Consider the following 24,150-nt stretch of genomic DNA (forward strand, 5'->3'; position numbering starts at 1 on the left):
GGGGACCAGCCTTCGACGAATCCGGTATCAACAGTGAGCTTGGGGAACACGTCGGAACAGAGATTCGCAGCGAGGCGGGGGCTGTATCAAACCACCCCTTCATCGGGTCTGTGCACCATTGCCATTAGCTCTTCGGGGCTCGAAGAATCGATAATGCGTTCAAGGTCTATTTGGTCAGTTTGTCGGGGCCTTTCTTCGGCATCACCATCTGTTCGATCACGTTTTTGCTTCGTTCCGCTACGAGCCAAGAGCAACAGTTCCTCTAGCAGACCTGCATCTCGAAGATCGCTGACCGCGATCGTTTTTAGGGTGGATCGCACCCTTTCGTCGTCAGATCTGGCAAGCCCTGGTTGCTGATCATCAGACTTGGGATGGTCGGCGACGCCGAGTCGGTGGCCCAAGTAGTGGGCAAGGGTGGCGGGGGTGGGGTGGTCAAAGGCCAGGGTGGGGGCCAGGGTCAGGCCGGTGTGTCGGGCTAGGGTGTTGCGTAGTTCGACGGCGCTTAGGGAGTCGATACCTAGGTCTTTGAAGGGGCGATCGGTGTCCAGGGTGGTTGGGTCGGGGTGGGCTAGAACGGTTGCGGTGGTTCTGGTGACTAGGTCGGTGAGGGTGCGGAGTTGTTGATCAGCGGTCTGGGTGGTTAGCCGTGCGGTGAATGCCTCGGAGTGGGCGTTTTTTGTGGTGTTGGTGGTTGTTGGTGCGTGCGCCGAGGCCAATTCCGTTAGTAATGGGTGTGCGCGGCGGGCGGTGAATGCGGGTAGGAATTGGTTCCAGGAGACGTCAGCGATCGTAATGAGGGTGTCGTTTGTTTCAAGCGATTGCTGCAGTGCGGCCAGTGCGGTTTCGGGGGAAAGGGCTTTGATTCCGATGCGTTGGAAGGAGTTGAGGGCTTCGTCGGGCATTCCTGCGTGGTCTGCCCAAAGCCCGAAGGCCACGGATATCGCTGTCGTGTGCTTGTTGGCTCGCAATTGTGATGCGAGTGCATCGATATGGGCGTTGGCTGCTGCGTAGGCGCCTTGTTGGGCCCCGCCCCAGACCCCTGCGGCCGAGGAGAACAGGATGAATGTCGCTGGCGGTTCGTCGTCGAGCAGTTCTGTCAGGTTGTCGGCCCCCACCGCTTTGGCGTAGTCCTGGCAGAACTCTTCTGTGGTTATTTCAGATATGGTGTGCCATCCGATGGTTGCTGCGGCATGAACTACCGTTTTGATGGGGCCGTGTTGGTTGCGGGTGTCGGCAAGAACGGTTGCTAGGGCTTCACGATCGGTCACGTCGACCGATACCAATGTTGCTCCAACGCCAATGGCGTCGAGTTGCTGTTCGAGTTCTGCAGTTTGCGGGCTTTGGGCGGCGTGGCGGCTCAACAATATGAGGTGGCTGGCCCCAGCTTCGGCTAGCCATCGAGCAACGTGCTTGCCTAATCGACCGGTGGCGCCGGTGACTAAAGCGGTGCCCGATGTTGTCCACGTAGTTGCACGATCTAGTCGATCTAGCGGCAACGGCGCCTCGTATAAGCGTCGAGCACTAATGCCGTGTTGGCGTATTGCGAGTTGATCTTCTGATTGCGGGCAGGTCAGTATCTTGTGCAGATGCTCAACATTGCGGGCAGTCGCTATGTCAGGAAGATCGATGAGCCCTCCCCACCGGTCGGGGTACTCAATACAGATGGATTGCCCTAACCCCCACACAGCGGCCTGGCTCGGACTGACAGTACTGTTTTCGTCTGGGGATGTGGCAACCCCGCCTTGGGTGAGAACCCACAACGGCACGTCAAGACCGGAATCGCCATAGGCTTGCCCAACGCGCAAGGTCGCTATGAGGCCTGTAGATATCCCTGAAAGACCGGGGTGGGGTCGCTGTGCTAGTGCCATGAACGAAACGATGTCCTCACAACCGGTGCGTGCAACTGTGTCAGACAAAAGCGCCGTCAGGGAGTTTTTGTCGAAGTCGCTCGGATCGATAGCGAGCACTTCTAGGTTGTCGGTGTATTGTGCCGACAAACTGGCGATCCAGGCATTGTCGTCGGCCTGTTCAGGAAATGCTAAAACGAGCAATCGTTGGCGGGTCCGTGGAAAGGTATTCGGGGTGATAGTTTGCCAGCCGACTCGATAACGCAATCCGTTAATCATCGAGCGAACTCCGAGGTCTTTACGCCATTGCCGCAGGGCGTGCACGACCGGTTCTAGTGTTAGGTCTTTGGCGTCGCTGATCTTTAACACCTTCGCCACGGTGTCGACCGCATCGTCTTCGATGGCGTTCCACAACACCTCTTCCCCGGGGAGGCCGATATCAGCGGTTGGGGTGGGGGCCAGCCAATAGGAACGGTGTTGGAAGGGGTAGGTGGGCAAAGCGACGGCTTGCGCGTGGGGATACAGACTTTGCCAGGAGGGGCTATGGCCATGGGCGTGCAGCTGGGCGATTGTGCCGGCCAGCATGTCTAGGTCGGGATGGTCGCGGTGCAAGGTGGTGATCACCGCCGACTGGGTCCGACCAGAAGTGCGAGCCAACGTGTCGGCGATTGGTGGGGCTAGCACCGGGTGCGGGGATAGCTCCACAAAAGTGTGCTCACCGGTAGCCAGCAGATGCTCGACACTGTCATGGAGTCTGACCGGCTCACGCAGGTTGCGGTACCAGTAGTCGGCGTTCATCACGGTGGTGTCCAGCGGCTGATCCGATAGTGCGCTGTGCACCGTGGAATACAGCTGCATCTGCGCCGGGTTGGGGGTCAAGCCGGCCAGTTCGTCCAGGAGGTGTTCACGCAGCTGCTCAACCTGGCTGGAGTGCGAGGCGTAATCGACAGCCACACGCCGGGTATGGATACCGTCCTGATCACAGGCGGCGCTGAATTGTTCCACCGCGGATGGCTGGCCGCTGATGATGGTGTGTGAGGGGCCATTGACCGCGGCGATGCTCAACGCATCACCGTAACGCTGCAATCGTGAGCGCAGTTGATGGGCGGGCAGCAACACCGAAGCCATTGCGCCAGCACCTGACAACCGCGCCAGCGCCGCACTGCGCAGCGCCACAATTTTGGCGGCATCGGCCAGACAAAACACCCCAGCGACATAGGCGGCAGCGATTTCTCCCTGGGAATGCCCGATCACCATATCGGGCACGATCCCGTAGCTGCCTAGTGTTTTGGCCAACGAGACCATCACCGCAAATAACACCGGTTGGACCACGTCGGCGCGGTCTAGCCGTGGCGCACCCGGATCCTGACAAATAACATCACGCACCGACCAGCCTGTCCAAGGCCGCAGCGCCTGATCGCACTCGTCTAGGGCCGCAGCAAACACGTGATGGTTGTCGTAAAGCTGTGCGACCATGCCGGGGTATTGCGCGCCCTGGCCTGGAAAAACGAACACGATTTTGCCCGCGAGGTGGGGTAGATGGTGGTGGCTGGTCAGCTGTGGGTGGGGTTGATCGGCCCCCAGCGCCTGCAGGACCTCGAGCAAGTGATCACGGGCATTCTCGGTGCCGCGGTGACTAGTGATGACCGCGCGGTAAGGATGGTGACTGCGGGTAGTGGCCAAACTGTAGGCCACGTCGGTCAAATCCACATCGGGATGGCTGATCAGGTGCTCATGTAACCGCTGGGCCTGGGCGCAAAGGGCCCGTGGGCTGCGCGCTGAGATCGCCCACACCAACAGCGGTGGCATACCCACCGATGCATCACCACCCGACGCGAATGCAGCAGGTGAACTAGGGGCTTGCTGCACGATCAGATGAGCATTAGTGCCACTGATCCCAAACGACGAAACCGCCGCGGTACGGGGATGATCCGTCACCGGCCAAGCCACCGCTTCAGTAAGCACCCGAACCGTGCCAGCCGACCAGTCGATATGCGGGCTGGGCCGATCCACATGCAAGGTCGCAGGCAATATGCCATGGATGATGGACTGAATCATTTTGATCAGCCCAGCAATCCCGGCCGCGGCTTGGGTATGACCCAGGTTGGACTTGATCGATCCCAGCCACACGGGATGTTCACGGGTATGGTGCGCGCCGTAGGTGGCGATCACCGCACCGGCTTCGATCGGATCCCCCAGTGTGGTGCCGGTACCATGGGCCTCGACCACATCGACGTGCTCAAGACTGATACCTGCGTTGGCTGCTGCTTGGCAGATAACCCGCTGCTGGGCGGGCCCGTTGGGAGCGGTCAACCCGTTGGATGCGCCGTCTTGATTAATCGCCGAGCCAGCAATGACTGCCAATACAGGATGATGGTTGCGCCGAGCATGACTAAGCCGCTCGAGCACCACCACCGCCGCGCCTTCCCCCCATCCGGTGCCATCGGCAGCCGCGGCGAACGCTTTGCACCGGCCATCGACTGCCAACCCGCGCTGGCGGGCGAACTCGATAAACGCAGCTGGCGTGGTCATAATGGTGACCCCTCCGGCCAACGCAAGGCTGGATTCACCGTTTCGTAACGACTGACACGCCAAATGAGTGGTCACCAAGGATGACGAACACGCGGTATCCACCGTGATCGCTGGGCCCTGTAAGCCCAGGAGATAAGCGACCCGACCTGAAACCACGCTGGTGGCAACACCGGTCAACGTGTGGCCTTCGGCTCGGTGTGAGTTGCTAGCTCCGTAGGGCTGCGACCATGCGCCGGCAAACACTCCGGTATCCGAGCCAGCCAACCCCACCGGGTCGATCCCAGCGGTCTCCAAAGCCTCCCAGCACAGCTCCAAAAACACCCGCTGTTGAGGATCCATGGCTTGGGCCTCGCGTTGGGAGATCCCGAAAAATTCCGCGTCGAAGTCGGCAGCCCCCGCCAGGAACGCGCCAGAGCATGTGTACGTTTTGCCTACAGCGTCCGGATTAGGGTCAAACAATGTGCCCAAATCCCACCCACGATCATCTGGAAACCGACCCACCGCATCGGTTTTGCTGCTAACCACATCCCATAACGACGCCGGTGATACAACACCACCAGGAAACCGGCACGCCATACCTACCACCGCCACCGGCTCGTCAACACCTGCCGCGGCGGTAACGAGTGTCGTGGGTGTGGTGGTGAGGCTAAATGCACTGACTAGATGACGGGCAAGGGTGGCGGGGGTGGGGTGGTCAAAGGCCAGGGTGGGGGCCAGGGTCAGGCCGGTGTGTCGGGCTAGGGTGTTGCGTAGTTCGACGGCGCTTAGGGAGTCGATACCTAGGTCTTTGAAGGGGCGATCGGTGTCCAGGGTGGTTGGGTCGGGGTGGGCTAGAACGGTTGCGGTGGTTCTGGTGACTAGGTCGGTGAGGGTGCGGAGTTGTTGATCAGCGGTCTGGGTGGTTAGCCGCGCGGTGAATGCCTCGGAGTGGGCGTTTTTTGTGGTGTTGGTGGTTGTTGGTGCGTGCGCCGAGGCCAATTCCGTTAGTAATGGGTGTGCGCGGCGGGCGGTGAATGCGGGTAGGAATTGGTTCCAGGAGACGTCAGCGATCGTAATGAGGGTGTCGTTTGTTTCAAGCGATTGCTGCAGTGCGGCCAGTGCGGTTTCGGGGGAAAGGGCTTTGATTCCGATGCGTTGGAAGGAGTTGAGGGCTTCGTCGGGCATTCCTGCGTGGTCTGCCCAAAGCCCGAAGGCCACGGATATAGCTGTCGTGTGCTTGTTGGCTCGCAATTGTGATGCGAGTGCATCGATATGGGCGTTGGCTGCTGCGTAGGCGCCTTGTTGGGCCCCGCCCCAGACCCCTGCGGCCGAGGAGAACAGGATGAATGTCGCTGGCGGTTCGTCGTCGAGCAGTTCTGTCAGGTTGTCGGCCCCCACCGCTTTGGCGTAGTCCTGGCAGAACTCTTCTGTGGTTATTTCAGATATGGTGTGCCATCCGATGGTTGCTGCGGCATGAACTACCGTTTTGATGGGGCCGTGTTGGTTGCGGGTGTCGGCAAGAACGGTTGCTAGGGCTTCACGATCGGTCACGTCGACCGATACCAATGTTGCTCCAACGCCAATGGCGTCGAGTTGCTGTTCGAGTTCTGCAGTTTGCGGGCTTTGGGCGGCGTGGCGGCTCAACAATATGAGGTGGCTGGCCCCAGCTTCGGCTAGCCATCGAGCAACGTGCTTGCCTAATCGACCGGTGGCGCCGGTGACTAAAGCGGTGCCCGATGTTGTCCACGTAGTTGCACGATCTAGTCGATCTAGCGGCAACGGCGCCTCGTATAAGCGTCGAGCACTAATGCCGTGTTGGCGTATTGCGAGTTGATCTTCTGATTGCGGGCAGGTCAGTATCTTGTGCAGATGCTCAACATTGCGGGCAGTCGCTATGTCAGGAAGATCGATGAGCCCTCCCCACCGGTCGGGGTACTCAATACAGATGGATTGCCCTAACCCCCACACAGCGGCCTGGCTCGGACTGACAGTACTGTTTTCGTCTGGGGATGTGGCAACCCCGCCTTGGGTGAGAACCCACAACGGCACGTCAAGACCGGAATCGCCATAGGCTTGCCCAACGCGCAAGGTCGCTATGAGGCCTGTAGATATCCCTGAAAGACCGGGGTGGGGTCGCTGTGCTAGTGCCATGAACGAAACGATGCCCTCACAACCGGTGCGTGCAACTGTGTCAGACAAAAGCGCCGTCAGGGAGTTTTTGTCGAAGTCGCTCGGATCGATAGCGAGCACTTCTAGGTTGTCGGTGTATTGTGCCGACAAACTGGCGATCCAGGCATTGTCGTCGGCCTGTTCAGGAAATGCTAAAACGAGCAATCGTTGGCGGGTCCGTGGAAAGGTATTCGGGGTGATAGTTTGCCAGCCGACTCGATAACGCAATCCGTTAATCATCGAGCGAACTCCGAGGTCTTTACGCCATTGCCGCAGGGCGTGCACGACCGGTTCTAGTGTTAGGTCTTTGGCGTCGCTGATCTTTAACACCTTCGCCACGGTGTCGACCGCATCGTCTTCGATGGCGTTCCACAACACCTCTTCCCCGGGGAGGCCGATATCAGCGGTTGGGGTGGGGGCCAGCCAATAGGAACGGTGTTGGAAGGGGTAGGTGGGCAAAGCGACGGCTTGCGCGTGGGGATACAGACTTTGCCAGGAGGGGCTATGGCCATGGGCGTGCAGCTGGGCGATTGTGCCGGCCAGCATGTCTAGGTCGGGATGGTCGCGGTGCAAGGTGGTGATCACCGCCGACTGGGTCCGACCAGAAGTGCGAGCCAACGTGTCGGCGATTGGTGGGGCTAGCACCGGGTGCGGGGATAGCTCCACAAAAGTGTGCTCACCGGTAGCCAGCAGATGCTCGACACTGTCATGGAGTCTGACCGGCTCACGCAGGTTGCGGTACCAGTAGTCGGCGTTCATCACGGTGGTGTCCAGCGGCTGATCCGATAGTGCGCTGTGCACCGTGGAATACAGCTGCATCTGCGCCGGGTTGGGGGTCAAGCCGGCCAGTTCGTCCAGGAGGTGTTCACGCAGCTGCTCAACCTGGCTGGAGTGCGAGGCGTAATCGACAGCCACACGCCGGGTATGGATACCGTCCTGATCACAGGCGGCGCTGAATTGTTCCACCGCGGATGGCTGGCCGCTGATGATGGTGTGTGAGGGGCCATTGACCGCGGCGATGCTCAACGCATCACCGTAACGCTGCAATCGTGAGCGCAGTTGATGGGCGGGCAGCAACACCGAAGCCATTGCGCCAGCACCTGACAACCGCGCCAGCGCCGCACTGCGCAGCGCCACAATTTTGGCGGCATCGGCCAGACAAAACACCCCAGCGACATAGGCGGCAGCGATTTCTCCCTGGGAATGCCCGATCACCATATCGGGCACGATCCCGTAGCTGCCTAGTGTTTTGGCCAACGAGACCATCACCGCAAATAACACCGGTTGGACCACGTCGGCGCGGTCTAGCCGTGGCGCACCCGGATCCTGACAAACAACATCACGCACCGACCAGCCTGTCCAAGGCCGCAGCGCCTGATCGCACTCGTCTAGGGCCGCAGCAAACACGTGATGGTTGTCGTAAAGCTGTGCGACCATGCCGGGGTATTGCGCGCCCTGGCCTGGAAAAACGAACACGATTTTGCCCGCGAGGTGGGGTAGATGGTGGTGGCTGGTCAGCTGTGGGTGGGGTTGATCGGCCCCCAGCGCCTGCAGGACCTCGAGCAAGTGATCACGGGCATTCTCGGTGCCGCGGTGACTAGTGATGACCGCGCGGTAAGGATGGTGACTGCGGGTAGTGGCCAAACTGTAGGCCACGTCGGTCAAATCCACATCGGGATGGCTGATCAGGTGCTCATGTAACCGCTGGGCCTGGGCGCAAAGGGCCCGTGGGCTGCGCGCTGAGATCGCCCACACCAACAGCGGTGGCATACCCACCGATGCATCACCACCCGACGCGAATGCAGCAGGTGAACTAGGGGCTTGCTGCACGATCAGATGAGCATTAGTGCCACTGATCCCAAACGACGAAACCGCCGCGGTACGGGGATGATCCGTCACCGGCCAAGCCACCGCTTCAGTAAGCACCCGCAGAGTGGACTGGTGGGGCGCTAGGGCGGCGTTCGGGGAAACGAAATTTAGGGTCGCAGGCAATAAGCCATGTCTTAGCGCCAGAGCGACTTTGATAATGCCAATAACCCCAGCGGCAGCCTCAAGGTGTCCGACGTTGGCCTTTACACTACCAAGCGTAAGGGGAGCGACCTCCGAACGGTGGCTGCAATATGCCGAAGCTATCGAAAGCGCTTCGGCTATGTCTCCAACCGGTGTGCCGGATCCATGTGTTTCGACATAATCGACCGTATCGGGCTCTACCCCGGCGTCCGCCAATGCGGCATCGAATAAACGTTTGTGACCATCTGCATCGGGTGTAGCTAGCGCTGGACGTGTGCCGTCATTGATTACTGCACCTCCTCGAATTTCGCAATACACCCGGTCGCCGGACTCCAATGCATTAGCCACGCTTTTAAGCGCAACAAAGCCGCCTCCCTCGCCGCGAACATACCCATTAGCGTGTTGATCGAATGGGCGGCACATTCCGTCAGGGGAAAGCACACCCAATTCGGAAATGGATCTCCCTGCATAGGGATCAAGATTGAGATGCACCCCACCAGCTATTGCCAGGTCGCACTCGCCCTTCTGTAGGCTCGCCATCGCCAAAGCGATGGCTACCAATGACGACGATTGCCCAGTATCGATAACCAAGCTTGGGCCCGAGAACCCGAAAAAATGCGATATTCTTCCGGAAATAACAGACCGAAGCGATCCTAGCGTGGTCCGTGCGGTCGGCGCAGAGCTGCGGCCCGACATTAAAGAGTTGAAGTCATCGCGCATCGCGCCGATAAACAAACCCACTGCCGTACCAGCGATTTCGTGAGGAACAATGCCCGCGTCCTCCAGGGCGGTCCAAGCCAGTTCAAGGGCCAGCCGTTGTTGCGGATCCATGTTCTCGGCTTCGTCATCGGAAATTCCGAAAAACGGCGCATCAAAACCAAACGCATCCTCAAGATATGCACCGTACTTCAAGCCGCTGGGATGATCCGACTGAATGAATGAACTTGAACTCAGGCGTTGATATGTCATGTCGCCGGTAACGCTGCTGCGTCCCTGATTCAGAAGCGTCCAGAATTCAGTGGTATTGGAAGCTCCCGCCACGCAGCACGACAACCCGACAATGGCGACTCGGCTGCGATCCGTCACAGTGCTTGTTGCTCATTCATGTCAATATTGCCTATCCGAGGTCAGATCTACCAGCGTTTCCGTCCAATATGTCCGCGCGAGCGATCTCGCCGTGGGCGTCCATTGCGACATCATGTTCTGGTGGGTGAGCATCGCTACGTTGAGTTTGCCGGTCGACCCCCAGCTTGCACACGATATAGGCGAAGCCGCAGCCATTATAGCGCGAAAAGATCCGTATCGCATGAGTTCGACAAGCATCACGAAAAATGCCCGCGAAGCGCCCTCGGTGCATCACGTAGGAATGCCCGCGAAACGGTGATCCTAAGCGGGCATGGGAAGTGGGCTGTCGATGTCGTCTCGTGCCGAGATCACCGCGAAGTTCGCCGAGGCGTACGCGAAGGCCTCGAAGGCGGAGAAGGGGCGGATTCTGGATCAGGTGGTGGCGGTCACCGGCTGGTCGCGTGACAATGCCCGGCGCCGGTTGAGGGCCGCGGCCCGGCCGCCCGGGCCGGGCCGTCAGGTCGCCAAACGTCCTCGCCGGCAGCGCAAGCCGAAGTATTCCTACGACGCGTTGAAGGTGCTGCAGAAGGTCTGGGCGGCCTCGGGCGGGCAGTGCGGGGGGTACCTGGCCGCTTCGATGGCCCTTCAACTGGATGCTCTGCAACGCCACGGTGAGCTGGTGGCAGGCCAGGACCGCTACTGCCCCGAGGTGCGTGCCGAGCTGTTGGCGATGAGCAGCGCCACGATCGACCGCTACCTGCGTCCGGCCAAGGCTCGCGACCAGATCACCGGCAAATCGGTCACCAAGGCATCCCCGTTGCTGCGGTCCTCGGTGAAGATCCGTAAGGCAACCGATGAGGTCGAGGCGTCTGCGGGGTTCTTCGAAGGCGACACCGTCGCGCACTGCGGGCCGACCCTCAAAGGCGAGTTCGCCCGCACCCTCAATCTCACCGATGTCCGTATCGGCTGGGTCTTCACCCGCACCGTGCGCAACAACGCCCACACCCACATCCTCGGCGCGCTGAAGACGGCGGTAGATGAAATACCTTATGAGGTAACCGGTTTGGATTTCGATAACGGCACAGAGTTCCTTAATAAGGCCGTCATCAAGTGGGCCGGACAGATGGAGATCTTCTTCACCCGCTCCCGGCCGTACAAGAAGAACGACCAAGCCACCATCGAATCCAAGAACAACCACCTCGTCCGCCGCTACGGGTTCTACTACCGCTACGACACCGACGAGGAACGCACGGTGCTCAACCGACTCTGGAAGCTGGTCAACGACCGGCTCAACTACCTCACCCCGACCATCAAACCCATCGGCTACGGCTCGGGCCGCGACGGTCAACACCGCCGCCTCTACGACCAGCCCATGACCCCGCTGGATCGGCCGCTGGCAGCCGGGATTCTCTCGCCAGCCCAACAATCAGAGCTGCTGGCCTACCGGGACAGCCTCAACCCGGCCGCGATCGCCCGCCAAATCACCGACCTGCAAAGCGTCCTGCTCAGGCTCGCCAAGGACAAGACCGAACAGCTCTACCTCGCTGCCATGCCCACTGCCCTGCCCGAGGTCAGGGCCGGCATCCGCATCCAGAACAAGACCGCCAGCTGACCCCCAGCGCTTGCCCCCGCTGTGGCTGGCAGGCCGGGCTGGGGCCGCGCCGGACTCCTACGGGCGCGCCGCTTCACGATGCTTTCGCGATGGCCTTCACCCCCTTGACCCGCGCGCCTCTGCGCGCCCCCTGCGCAGGCAATACGGCCGGGCAGCCCAAACACCCGCCCGACAACCCGACGCGGCCCCACCCCGCAACTTCGCGGGCATTCCTTACGTGATGCATGGATCCGATTTCGCGGGCATCTTGACGTGATGCATTACGGAGTTCTTTGTCGGCAACGCGGGGAGTCAGCTGCGCCGCCGAAGCGATCTCATCGTTGCCAGCCCGCGTGATGAAACGTGGTCAGCGCGGCTTCATCGGCCACATTCGCAAGTTGTTGTACGGGATGTGGCGGCCAATCAGCGACGGAAATGTCGCCTAGACTGCATGATTGCGCTCCTATGATGGCTGTTGGCCATGTCGATGGGGGCGTGGATGTTGGACCATGGCTGCGGCGGTCTGGTCCGTGGGTCGGACCGGCTTGTTGTTGAAGCGAATCGGTGATCTGCTCCGATCGCCGATCCAGTGCCTGGTGATCGGCACTGGTCGCCGGGTTTGACATGAGCTGGAACGAAAGCTGTGGTGTCACTTGACCCGCCGAATTGAGCAGGTTTTGGCTGCGTCTCCAGGTACCCGGCCGTGTTACGATATTCCCGCACAAATGGTTGAATACTCAATTATCTGCTCAGCGGATGTCAACCTGGATACAAGGTTTGGGTGCTCACGCCAAAAGCTTCCAACGGAGCCTTGGTTGACGGCTGGGCTCAGGGTTGGCGAGAGTAACGGTCTGGCGCCTCTTTGGCTTTGGCCGGCGAGGCGCACCCTGAGTGAGCCGGGTTCGGCGGGAGGAGTGCGGCGGCTAAACGAAGCTTATAAGTAAAGATAGCGGTGTCCGCAGCGCTCGCGATCGGATTCGCTCGTGCCTGGCGGCATGCCTTTCGGGTAACCAGTAAGCCGAGACTGAAATCACTCACAGCGCCGTGCCACCACCGCACAACCAATGATTTGTGGCGAGGCAAAGCGCGCGAAGTGTTTGGATTTTATCGAGCAGAACTGAAGCGATATACGACCGAAAAGTTTGCGACACAGCGCAAGGCCAGGCTTTCGATTCGTAGGTAATGTTGGTGAACATTGATTGGATGAAGCTTGATTGCGCAATTGAGGCGAAAATAGATTTGGTATCTAGTGGCCGAGCGCGGTGATCACCTGGTTTCGTTCGAGCCGGAGACGAAATCACTGAATTAGTTGAGTCCCCTTCCCGTGAAAGGTTATGAGGTGGCAAGTCAACAGGAACTTCATAGCTACCTTAGGCAGGCTGTGTTGGAGCTGGAAAAGACACGTCGCCGTTTGCGGGATGTGGAGGCGAGACTTCACGAGCCGATTGCAATCGTGGGTATGGCTTGTCGCTACCCTGGTGGGCTGAATTCTCCTGGGGACTTGTGGTGCGCTGTGTCGGCGGGTCGCGACTTGGTGTCGGGCTTGCCGAGAGACCGTGGCTGGGTTGTCGATAACCTGAACTGCGTTGATTCCCACACAAATGGCATGTTGGGTGCGTGGGCTGGAGGTTTCATAACCGATGTAACCGGATTCGATGCGGATTTCTTCGGAATCAGTTCGGACGAAGTCTTGATGATGGATCCGCATCAGCGGATAGCACTTGAATCTGCATGGGAGGCGTTCGAACGGGCGGGCATTGATCCACTGAGCGTTCGGGGCAGCGCTACCGGGGTCTTCCTCGGCATGACGGCAGTGGCCGGTAGCCCTATGAACGATGGCGTCGCAGGGGACGTCCAAGCCGGAATTCGTCCCTTCGCTGCGACCGGGCAGGCGCCGAGTATGGCCGCTGGGCGAATTTCCTACTTTTTGGGGCTGGGCGGCCCAGCTATCACGCTTGATACCGCGTGCTCCTCGTCGTTGGTGGCGATTCATCAGGCTGTCGGGGCATTGCGGTTGGCCGAGTGCTCGCTGGCGCTTGCGGGGGGCGTGACCGTGATGTCGACGCCTTCGGATTTTTTCCGGCGTTTGGGTGAAGCGGGTTCTGCTCCTGACGGGCGGTGCAAATCGTTTGCCGCAACCGCGGACGGCGTTGGGTGGGGTGAAGGTGTGGGCGTCGTGTTATTGGAGCGGCTGTCTGATGCGAGGGAAAATCAGCATCCGGTGCTGGCTGTGGTGCGGGGTTCAGCGGTCAACCATGATGGGGTGTCAAACGGTCCGCAGGCTCCCAACCGTTTAGCGCAGCAGCGTGTGATCCGGCGGGCACTGGCAAACGCTGGCTTGGACCCGGCCGACGTTGACGTGGTCGAGGCGCACGGCATGGGGACGCCGCTGGGTGATCTGATCGAGGCCGAGGCCTTGATGGCGACATACGGCCGGCACCGGCCCGCGGGTAAGCGGTTGTGGCTAGGTTCGCTGAAGTCGAATATTGGCCACACTGTGGCTGCGGCTGGGGTTGGCGGCGTGATCAAGATGGTGGAAGCGATGCGTCACGAGGCCATACCTCCCACCCTGCACGCTGAGGAGCCTACTCCGTACGTGGATTGGGCGTCGGGAGGCGTTGAGTTGGCCACAAGCGTGCAACCGTGGCCGCAAAACGACGGTGTCCGCAGAGTTGGGGTATCCGCGTTCGGTAGCAGCGGCGTGAACGCGCACGTGATTTTGGAAGAGGCTTCAGAGGATCACCCGTTTGGGGGGACCGGCGACACGACGTGTTTACCGGACGAGACTAGCTTCCCGGTTGTCTCATGGGTGATCACTGCGAAATCTGCGGAGGCGTTGCGGATGCAGGGCGCTCGGTTGGCGTTGCATCTTCAACACGCTGCGGAGTTCCGTTTGGTTGACATTGCCTTCTCATTGGCCAGTTCTCGGGCGGAGTTCGAGCATCGGGCAGTTATCGTCGGCTGTGACCGCGATGAACTGTTGAACGGGTTGCAATTGATGGCGGCCGGCAGGACTTCATCTGGGGTGGTTCGCGGCACAGCTAGGGTATCGGCGAAAACTGCGGCGTTCTTTCCGGGTGAGGGCGCGCAGGCGGTGGCTACCGCAAAACGGCTGTATGCTTCTTTCCCAGCGTATGCCGACGCATTTGATGAAGTGTGTTCGAATTTCGACGAACGAATCGCAACTCCGTTGCGGGATGTGGTTTTTGCGGAGCCCAACACGGAGATCGCCGCCTTGTTGGATCAATCGGCCTACTGCCAGCCAGCGTCGTTCGTTGTCGAGGTTGCACTTTTTCGACTTGCTGAGTCTTGGGGTTTTCGACCCGACGTTGTGGTGGGGCATTCATTGGGCGAGATCGCTGCCGCGTACGTTGCGGGCTTATGGTCGTTAGCAGACGCATGCATGCTTGTCGCGGAGCGCGGCCGACTCATGCAATCTGTACCAACCGGTAGGGGCGTGCCGTCTTTTGAGGCCTCTGAGGACGAGGTGGTTCCCTACCTGGATGACTTCGACGGCCGTAGTGTTGTGGCGCGCAATGAGGCTAAGAGGATCCAGTCGGAACAGATGTGCTCTAGGCAGGCGTCTCATTCGTCGCGCTTGAGCCAGACATTCGGTGAGCTGTCTGAGGTTTGCCAGCAGTTGAGTTATCGAGATCCCAAAATCGGAGTGCTGTCGGGACGCACAGGGGAGACCGTTGAAGCGGGATTGCTGAGTTCGCCAGCGTATTGGGTCGATCTGCTGAGAAGGCCTGTTCGCCAAATTGACGCGGTGCATTTCTCTCGTTTCCAGGGGGATATCAGAAGTATTCTGGAAATCGGTCTGGGAGGTGAACTTGTCACGGCGACTAGGCACCACCTCACAGGTGAGGATCGTGGCTTCAACGAGGTGACTGTCGCACCGTTGCTGCGGACGGGGATCGAGGAAGGCACGTCTTTTTTGAGCGGACTGGCCTCAGTGTATGTCCGCGGTACGCCGATCGATTGGGCTAGCGGGTACGCGGGTTCAGGTGCGCGGCGAGTGGATTTGCCTACCTATCCATTCCAGCGCAGACGATTCTGGCTCGACCGTGCGGCTAGTGGCAACGTTTGGCCTGCTGGCCGTGGTGGTGCTCAGGTGTCGACATCGACGGCGCACGTTAGCCAGTCGAGAGATCCAGCGCGTACCGACACCGAGCGGACGTTGGCTGCGGCAATCGAGCACGTTCTGGGGTGCGGCCGTATCGGGCGCGATGACAAGTTTGTGGCCCTCGGCGGTGACAGTATATCCGCGATGCGTTTGGCCGCCCGGGTGCGCGCTGCGGGTCTTCCACTGACTCCGCAGATGGTATTCGAGCACTCCACGCTCGGGCAGCTTGCGGCGGCACTAGATCACCTCATCGACAATGCCGAAAGTGATGGACACGGCAAAAATGTCGGCGTTGTTGATGACGCCCAGTGCCAGGCGATGAGCATGTCCGGACTGTCGCCCGAGCAGCTGGCCGCGCTGCCAGGCATCCTGGCCAAGCCCTGAGGAGGCTATGCCGATATGACCGAAACGCGCGGCGGTGTTTCCGGCATCGAGGATGTGATGACGCTTAGCCCGCTTCAGCAGGGGCTGTTCGCGCTTGCGATGCTCAGCGCGGCGCCCTCCGAGGATCCGTACACGATCGCGATGGCTGTCGATGTGTCGGGGCCGCTCGACACCGAATTGCTACGCAGCTGTGCGCTAGCGATGTTGAAGCGCCACCCGAATCTGCGGGCCCGATTCGTCTGGCGTGACCTGCCCCATCCAGTTCAGGTGGTTCCCACTGCGTTGGAACTGTCGTGGAAGCATGTCGCCACTACCTCGGAGACGGCGTCCGGTCTGGAAGCCGACGAGAGGGAGAGCGGATTCGATCTCGAGAAGGGGCCGCCAATCCGATTCTTGCTGATCGAGTTGCCTTGTGAGCGTTGGCGATTTCTTATTACTGCCCATCACATTGTGATTGACGGGTGGTCGATCGCGCTGCTCGTTGACGAGTTGATCACGTTGTATGCGGCCGGCGGCAACATTGACTCGCTACCACCACCGCCGCGCCCGTATCGCGACTACATCAATTGGCTTTCGGCCTGTGAACTGGGCGAAGGCGAACGATGGTGGCGCGAGCACTTCGCCGGCCTGTCGGCGCCAACAACGTTGTCGACCGCGCTAACGGGTGATAGCGGTGAACAACGCAACAATCAGCCTTATCACGCGCAGTTGAACATGGATGAAGCAGCCAGTGCCCTTCTGGTCGACGGTGCCCGCAGCCGCGGCGTCACGGTCAATACGTTGACGCAGTTGGCCTGGGCGCTGTTGCTGTCGACGATGACCGACCGCCAAGACGTCGTGTTTGGGGTCACGGTATCCACGAGGCCTGCGGAATTGAACGGTGTTGAATCGATGATTGGTCTTTTCATCAACACGGTGCCGCTGCGCGTGCGGATCGACCCGAAGACTACCGTTGCCCAACAATGTGCGCTGATCCAGCGTGACACCGCCCGGCTGTCTGAACATGCCTACCTGAGCCACTCGCAGATCCGGGCGGTGGCAGGTATGGGCGAGCTGTTTGACACCATGGTGGCGTTTCAAATCGGTTTGTTCGGCGATGAACCGCTGACCGCGGGACCGGTGACCTTTCACTCGCTGACGGCGCAGAGCCCTACGCATTTCCCCGTCGCAATCTCCCCTGCGCTCATGCGCGGCCACATGGTGTTAACGATTTCGACCACCGACAAAGCGCTTGGCGAGATCACTCCTCATACGCTGGGTCGCCGCGTGCTAGCCGTAATGCAGCGGCTTTTGACGATGTGGGACCGTCCACTGCGGGACGTCAGCTTGCTGCTTGGCGACGAAACCAGGGGCGAGCTCGAAGCATCGGAGCGTGCTCGGCTTGATGTGATGAGTAATCGGGCTGTGTTGGGCTCTTCAGTGGCGATACCGGTGTCGGTTCCGGCGGTGTGGGCTGTGCAGGTGGGTCGTACGCCGGAGGCGGTGGCGCTGGTCTACCAGGATGATTCGTGGACGTATCGCCAGGTTGATCAGGCTGCTAATCGGTTGGCAAATGTGTTGGCTGTTGGTGGGGTGGGTCCTGGTGATGTGGTGGCGCTGCTGTTTGAGCGCTCGGCGCAGGCGATTATCGCGATCCTGGCGGTGCTGAAGACTGGCGCGGCTTATCTGCCGATTGACCCGAACCACCCCGATGCCCGCATCGGGTTTGTCCTTGAGGACGCCGTTCCGGCAGCCTGTCTGACCACCGCGGGGCTGCGGCCGCGGCTAGACGGGCGCGACCTGCCGGTCGTGGTCAGTGTCGATGACCCGGTCATCGACACCCACCCCAGCACCGCTTTGCCGTGTCCGGCCGCGGACAACATTGCCTGCATCATCTACACCTCGGGCACCACCGGAGCCCCTAAAGGGGTGGCCCTCACCCATCACAACATCACCGAACTGCTGACATTGTTGGAATCCAGTCCGGCATACGCGCCCGAACAGGTATGGAGCCAGTGCCATTCGTATGCCTTTGACTTCTCCGTATGGGAGATGTTGGGGGGACTGGTTTTTGGGGCGCGGTTGGTGGTGGTGGCGGATTCGGTGACCCGTTCCCCGGCGGAGTTTGAGGCTTTGCTGGTTGCTGAACACGTCGATGTCTTGACCCAGACTCCGTCTGCGGTGGGGGCTTTGTCGCCGCACGGGGTGAAGTCGGCGACGTTGCTGGTGGGTGGTGAGGTCTGCACCACTGAGCTGGTGGACCGGTGGGCGCCCGGGCGAATGTTGGTCATTGGCTACGGCCCAACGGAGACGACTGTGTGTGTGTCGCAGAGTGCGTCGTTGAGCCCGGGTTCGGCGGTGGTGCCGATTGGGGTGCCGTTGCCAGGTGCGGCGTTGTTTGTTTTGGATGGGTGGTTGCGTCCGGTGCCGCCGGGGGTGGCTGGGGAGTTATATGTGGCTGGTTCGGGGGTGGGGTGTGGGTATTGGCGCCGGTCGTCGTTGACGGCGTCGCGATTTGTGGCGTGCTCGTTTGGGGGGGTTGGGGAGCGGATGTATCGCACCGGGGATGTGGTGCGGTGGGGTGCTGATGGGCAATTGGTGTATGTGGGGCGTGCAGATGAGCAGGTCAAGATTCGGGGGTATCGGATCGAGCCGGGTGAGGTATCCGCGGCGCTGTCGCAGCTAGACGGGGTGGATCAGGCGACGGTGATCGCTCGTGAGGATCGCCCCGGGGATAAGCGGTTGGTGGGTTATGTCACCGGGTGTGCCGATCCGGGCTGGATACGCGCGGCGTTGGCGGATCGATTGCCGTCGTACATGATCCCGGCCGTGGTGGTGGTGGTGGAGAAGATGCCGTTAACCGTTAACGGCAAACTCGATAGCAGGGCCCTGCCGGCACCGGAGTACAGCGACACTGACCGGTATCGGGCCCCGAGCAGCCGGCTTGAGGAGGTCCTGGCCGGTATTTTTGCCGAGGTCTTGGGGTTAGAGCGGGTGGGGGTCGACGACTCGTTTTTCGACCTGGGCGGAGACAGCATCTTGGCGATGCAGGTGGCATCGCGGGCGCGTGACGGTGGTGTGGTGTGTTGGCCGCGTGATGTTTTCACCGAGCAGACCGTGGCTGGGGTGGCCCGCATCGCCAGTGTTGTGGACGGTATCGGGGACGGGATTGATGACGGTGATGATGGCCTCGGCGAAGTCCTCGCGACACCGATCATGCGGTGGCTGCACAGCCGTGTTGGCCAAGTCGGGCAGTTCAACCAGACGATGCTGTTGCAAGCCCCTGCGCGGGTCGGCTACGACGACGTAGTGCACTTGGTTAGCGCTTTGTTGGACCGGCATCCGATGTTGCGCTTACAGGTCGTTGAAAACAGTTCCGGGGGTTGGACGTTGTTTGTGGCTGAACCGGGCTGTGTCGATGCACGTGCGTGTGTGCAGCCAGTGGCGGAGATGTCTGATGCGGCACTGGTGGGGACAAGGTCGCGCTTGGATCCGACCGCTGGTGTGATGCTGAGCGCACTGTGGGTTGCCCCCGCCGCTCAGTTATTGCTGGTCATTCATCATCTGGCCGTCGACGGGGTGTCTTGGCGGATTTTGCTGGACGACTTCAATCGGGGTTGGGGCCAATACTGCAGCGGCCAAGAGGTGGTGTTGGCGTCCGAGGGAACATCGTATCAGCGATGGGCGTCGTTGCTGGTTGAGCATGCGCGTTGCGGGGCGGTCGTCGACCAGGCGGCCGCGTGGAAGCAGGTGGTGGCGGTTCCTCGCGTGCTGCCGGCGGTACAGCCCGCGGTGGATACGTTTGCCACCGCCGGGCACTTGTCGGTGTCGCTTGATGTCGATACAACCCGAATGCTCGTGAGCGATGCGCCGGCTGCGTTTCACGCCGGGGTGCAAGACATTCTGTTGATTGCGTTCGCCTTGGCGTGGGCGGAGTTTTTGGGTAGCAGCGCGCCGATCGGCATCGATGTCGAGGGCCATGGGCGCAATGAGCACTTAGCTTCTGGTATCGATCTTTCGCACACGGTGGGGTGGTTTACGGTCAAATACCCGGTGGCGTTGAGGGTTGTTGGACTGGATTGGGCCCAGGTAGTAGCGGGCGAGGCGGCGTTGGGAGCCATGATCAAGGACGCCAAAGAACAACTTCGAGCCTTTCCCGAAGGTATGACGTACGGTTTGCTGCGCTACCTCAACACCGAGGTTGACCTCACCGGGGACGACCCGCCGATTGCGTTTAACTATCTTGGGCGCTTCGGTGCACCCGGGCCGGCTAGCGTCGGTGACGACAGCTGGCGGGTCTGCGATGAGGGCTTGTTGTTCGCCGACGCCGTTAGTCCGACTTTAGACGTGCAGTTCCCGCTGATGCACACAGTGGAACTCAACGCCGCCACCATGGACACCGAGGCTGGTCCGCACCTACGCGCTAATTGGACATGGGCGTCTTCGAAACTCGACCGCGAGCAGATCACTCGAGTTAGTGAGCTGTGGTTTCAAGCCCTCAATGGCATCTGCGCGCATGTTCGCCATGGCGGAGGTGGGCTGACCCCCTCCGATATCGTGCCCGCCCGGCTAAGCCAGGAACGGATCGATCAACTCCACCGGAGCCACCAGATCGCCGACGTGTTGCCGCTGACCCCGCTGCAGCAGGGACTGCTCTTTTATACAAGCAGCGTCCAGGGTGGTGGCGATCTGTATGCGGTGCAGTTCGACATCAGCCTGAACGGCCAGCTTGATCGGCGCCGCTTGCGCGAGGCGGTGCAAGCGGCGCTCAACCGGCATCCAAACCTGGCGGCCCGATTTATCTTTGAACACCTCGACGAGCCGGTGCAGATCATTCCGCGTGATCCCGTGCTGGCCTGGCGGCAGGTAGACCTTGCCGCCGACGGCGTTGATGTTGACGAGCAGATCGAGCGGGTGTGCGCGGGCGAACGCGCCGCGGTCTGTGATATCACGCACCAATCACCGCTTCGTGCTGCCCTCATACGCATCGGTCAAGGCAGGCACCGGATGGTGCTCACGTTTCATCACATCGTGCTTGATGGTTGGTCGGTGCCGATCCTGATGCGCGAGATCTTTGCCAGCTACCACGGGCAGTTGCTGCCTACTCCAGTCCCGTATCGGAGGCTCTTGACCTGGCTGGCAGATCAGGATCTCGATGCCGCCCGCGTGGCGTGGCGCGCGGCTTTTGCTGGCTTTGATGCCCCGACGCTGGTCGGCTCGTCAGATCAGCTAGGGCTAGGCGCTCGCGGCGTTGAGTGGTTTCGGATTCCCGCCGAGATCACCGAGGCACTCACTGAGCTGGCTCGCTCATGCCACAGTACGGTCAGCACCGTGCTGCAAGCGGCCTGGGCGCAGCTGCTGGGCTGGTTGACCGGCCGCTGCGATGTCGCATTCGGCACAACCGTTTCGATCAGGCCAGCCGATGTGGCCGGATCGGAATCTATGGTGGGCCTGTTGATCAACACGGTGCCAGTCCGGGCGTGCATGACGCCGGCGACCACCACTGTTGACCTGGTCGAGCAACTCCAGCACGCCTACAACGACACCGTCGAGCACCAGCACCTGGCGCTGAATGAGGTCCACCGCATTAACGGTCAGGGACGGCTATTTGACACCCTTTTTGTTTACGAGAACTACCCGACCGACAATGCCGCACCGGAAGCCCACGGGCTGACCATCAACGATATCAGCAGCCGCGAATGCAATCATTATGCGCTTTCGGTGCAGGCCGTGCCGGGTGGCGAACTGGGCCTTCGCGTGGAGTTTCAGACCGACGTTTTCGATGTTGCCAGCATTTGTAGGCTCATCGAGCGGTTCGAGCGGGTGCTGCTGGGGATGACCGCCGATCCACAGCAGCGGTTGTCGTTGGTCGATGCGCTTGGTGAGGGTGAGCGTGCTCAGCTTGATGTGATGAGTAATCGGGCTGTGTTGGGCTCTTCAGTGGCGATACCGGTGTCGGTTCCGGCGGTGTGGGCTGTGCAGGTGGGTCGTACGCCGGAGGCGGTGGCGCTGGTCTACCAGGATGATTCGTGGACGTATCGCCAGGTTGATCAGGCTGCTAATCGGTTGGCAAATGTGTTGGCTGTTGGTGGGGTGGGTCCTGGTGATGTGGTGGCGCTGCTGTTTGAGCGCTCGGCGCAGGCGATTATCGCGATCCTGGCGGTGCTGAAGACTGGCGCGGCTTATCTGCCGATTGACCCGAACCACCCCGATGCCCGCATCGGGTTTGTCCTTGAGGACGCCGTTCCGGCAGCCTGTCTGACCACCGCGGGGCTGCGGCCGCGGCTAGACGGGCGCGACCTGCCGGTCGTGGTCAGTGTCGATGACCCGGTCATCGACACCCACCCCAGCACCGCTTTGCCGTGTCCGGCCGCGGACAACATTGCCTGCATCATCTACACCTCGGGCACCACCGGAGCCCCTAAAGCGGTGGTCAACACCCATCACAACATTACCCAGCTCTTCACAGCATCGACTTCGTTCGCATACGCGCCCGGGCAGGTATGGAGCCAGTGCCATTCGTACGCGTTCGACTTCTCGTCGTGGGAAATTTGGGGTGCGTTATTGCATGGGGGGCGGTTGGTGGTGGTGGCGGATTCGGTGACCCGTTCCCCGGCGGAGTTTGAGGCTTTGCTGGTTGCTGAACACGTCGATGTCTTGAGTCTGACTCCGTCTGCGGTGGGGGCTTTGTCGCCGCACGGGGTGAAGTCGGCGACGTTGCTGGTGGGTGGTGAGGTCTGCACCACTGAGCTGGTGGACCGGTGGGCGCCCGGGCGGATGTTGGTCAACGGCTACGGCCCAACCGAGACCACGATCTATGCGTCGATGAGTGCGTCGTTGAGCCCGGGTTCGGCGGTGGTGCCGATTGGGGTGCCGTTGCCAGGTGCGGCGTTGTTTGTTTTGGATGGGTGGTTGCGTCCGGTGCCGCCGGGGGTGGCTGGGGAGTTATATGTGGCTGGTTCGGGGGTGGGGTGTGGGTATTGGCGCCGGTCGTCGTTGACGGCGTCGCGATTTGTGGCGTGCTCGTTTGGGGGGGTTGGGGAGCGGATGTATCGCACCGGGGATGTGGTGCGGTGGGGTGCTGATGGGCAATTGGTGTATGTGGGGCGTGCAGATGAGCAGGTCAAGATTCGGGGGTATCGGATCGAGCCGGGTGAGGTATCCGCGGCGCTGTCGCAGCTAGACGGGGTGGATCAGGCGACGGTGATCGCTCGTGAGGATCGCCCCGGGGATAAGCGGTTGGTGGGTTATGTCACCGGGTGTGCCGATCCGGGCTGGATACGCGCGGCGTTGGCGGATCGATTGCCGTCGTACATGATCCCGGCCGTGGTGGTGGTGGTGGAGAAGATGCCGTTAACCGTTAACGGCAAACTCGATAGCAGGGCCCTGCCGGCACCGGAGTACAGCGACACTGACCGGTATCGGGCCCCGAGCAGCCGGCTTGAGGAGGTCCTGGCCGGTATTTTTGCCGAGGTCTTGGGGTTAGAGCGGGTGGGGGTCGACGACTCGTTTTTCGACCTGGGCGGAGACAGCATCTTGGCGATGCGGCTAATTGCGGCCATCAACAGGGCTCACGACACGCAGCTGCCTGTGCGGGCCTTGTTCGAAGCACCGACGGTGACGAGTTTGAGTCGGCAGGCCCATCACCATATTGGCTCGGCGGAAATCGTTCCGGTTGAGCTCTTGAAGCCGGGCAGCGGGGTTCCGCTGTTTTGCATCCATCCTGCGGGCGGACTTAGCTGGTCATACCGACGCCTGGGTCCATATGTAGATTGCCCGGTCATCGGTATCCAACAAGTCCCGCACTCTCAAGAACCTGGACCTGAATCGGTTCGTGGGATGGGGAAAAGCTACGCGGATAGGATCCAAGGAATTTATCCCACCGGGCCGTACAATATTCTTGGGTGGTCTTTTGGAGGTCTCGTTGCGCACGAGCTGGCCATTGAGCTTCATCGACGTGGATGTGTAGTTCAAAACCTCATACTTTTAGACACTATGCCCCGTCCCAGCGACGACGTGGTTTTAACCGAAAGTCAAGAGCTGGAAGTCAGCTTGCGGATTCTTGGAATAGATATTCCAGAGGGCTTTGGGTCTCTTACTCGTCGGCGAGTAGAAGAATTAATTCGACTGCACGAGGTTGATTCTGGGTATTCGTTTAGGCGGCTTCTGAGTGCCATTCGTGAAAACCTCTACGATTGTGTTTCGTATAGCAAAGAGCACCATCCGGATACTTTCGATGGTGATATGATCATCTTCAGCGCCGCGCAAAGGCAAAGCGATATTTCCCTGTATTCACGTTGGCGGCCTTATGTTGCCGGCGACATTACAGAATACTCGGTTGAGTGCACACATGATGACATGCTGAATCCTGAACCAGTCAGTACGTACGGAGAACGAATAAGACTAACATTGAACAACGGAATTATCGATCTGGGCGACGAGGTTTAGTGTGCTGCCAGCATATGAAG

The 24,150-nt window shown here is 60.5% G+C and carries 4 protein-coding genes and 1 pseudogene; 3 read left to right on the forward strand and 2 right to left on the reverse strand.

Annotated elements, in window-relative coordinates:
• Positions 1-86: 86 nt before the first annotated feature.
• Both AADZ55_RS09435 and AADZ55_RS23535 read right to left on the reverse strand, forming a co-directional pair.
• Positions 87-8,519: a type I polyketide synthase gene (locus tag AADZ55_RS09435; protein WP_423202394.1), complete on the reverse strand. Its 8,433-nt coding sequence runs from the start codon at positions 8,517-8,519 to the stop codon at positions 87-89.
• A pseudogene (locus AADZ55_RS23535) lies at positions 8,511-9,623 on the reverse strand (polyketide synthase); the annotation flags it as partial. The gene AADZ55_RS09435 and the pseudogene AADZ55_RS23535, both read right to left, overlap by 9 nt.
• A 310-nt stretch (positions 9,624-9,933) precedes the next feature.
• Here AADZ55_RS23535 and AADZ55_RS09445 point away from each other — a divergent pair.
• The 3 genes from AADZ55_RS09445 to AADZ55_RS09455 all read left to right on the forward strand — a co-directional run bounded on the left by AADZ55_RS09445 (position 9,934) and on the right by AADZ55_RS09455 (position 24,130).
• Positions 9,934-11,214, forward strand: coding sequence for an integrase catalytic domain-containing protein (locus tag AADZ55_RS09445; RefSeq protein WP_242670385.1), 1,281 nt, complete (start codon positions 9,934-9,936; stop codon positions 11,212-11,214).
• Between the two features lie 1,318 nt (positions 11,215-12,532).
• Positions 12,533-15,703, forward strand: coding sequence for a type I polyketide synthase (locus AADZ55_RS09450; RefSeq protein ID WP_085327579.1), 3,171 nt, complete (start codon positions 12,533-12,535; stop codon positions 15,701-15,703).
• A gap of 15 nt (positions 15,704-15,718) precedes the next feature.
• Positions 15,719-24,130, forward strand: a complete 8,412-nt coding sequence (locus AADZ55_RS09455) for an amino acid adenylation domain-containing protein (protein WP_341286288.1) — start codon at positions 15,719-15,721, stop codon at positions 24,128-24,130.
• The last annotated feature ends 20 nt before the right edge of the window (positions 24,131-24,150 follow it).

It is taken from the genome of Mycobacterium decipiens (assembly GCF_963853665.1).
Taxonomy (GTDB): Bacteria; Actinomycetota; Actinomycetes; order Mycobacteriales; family Mycobacteriaceae; genus Mycobacterium; species Mycobacterium decipiens.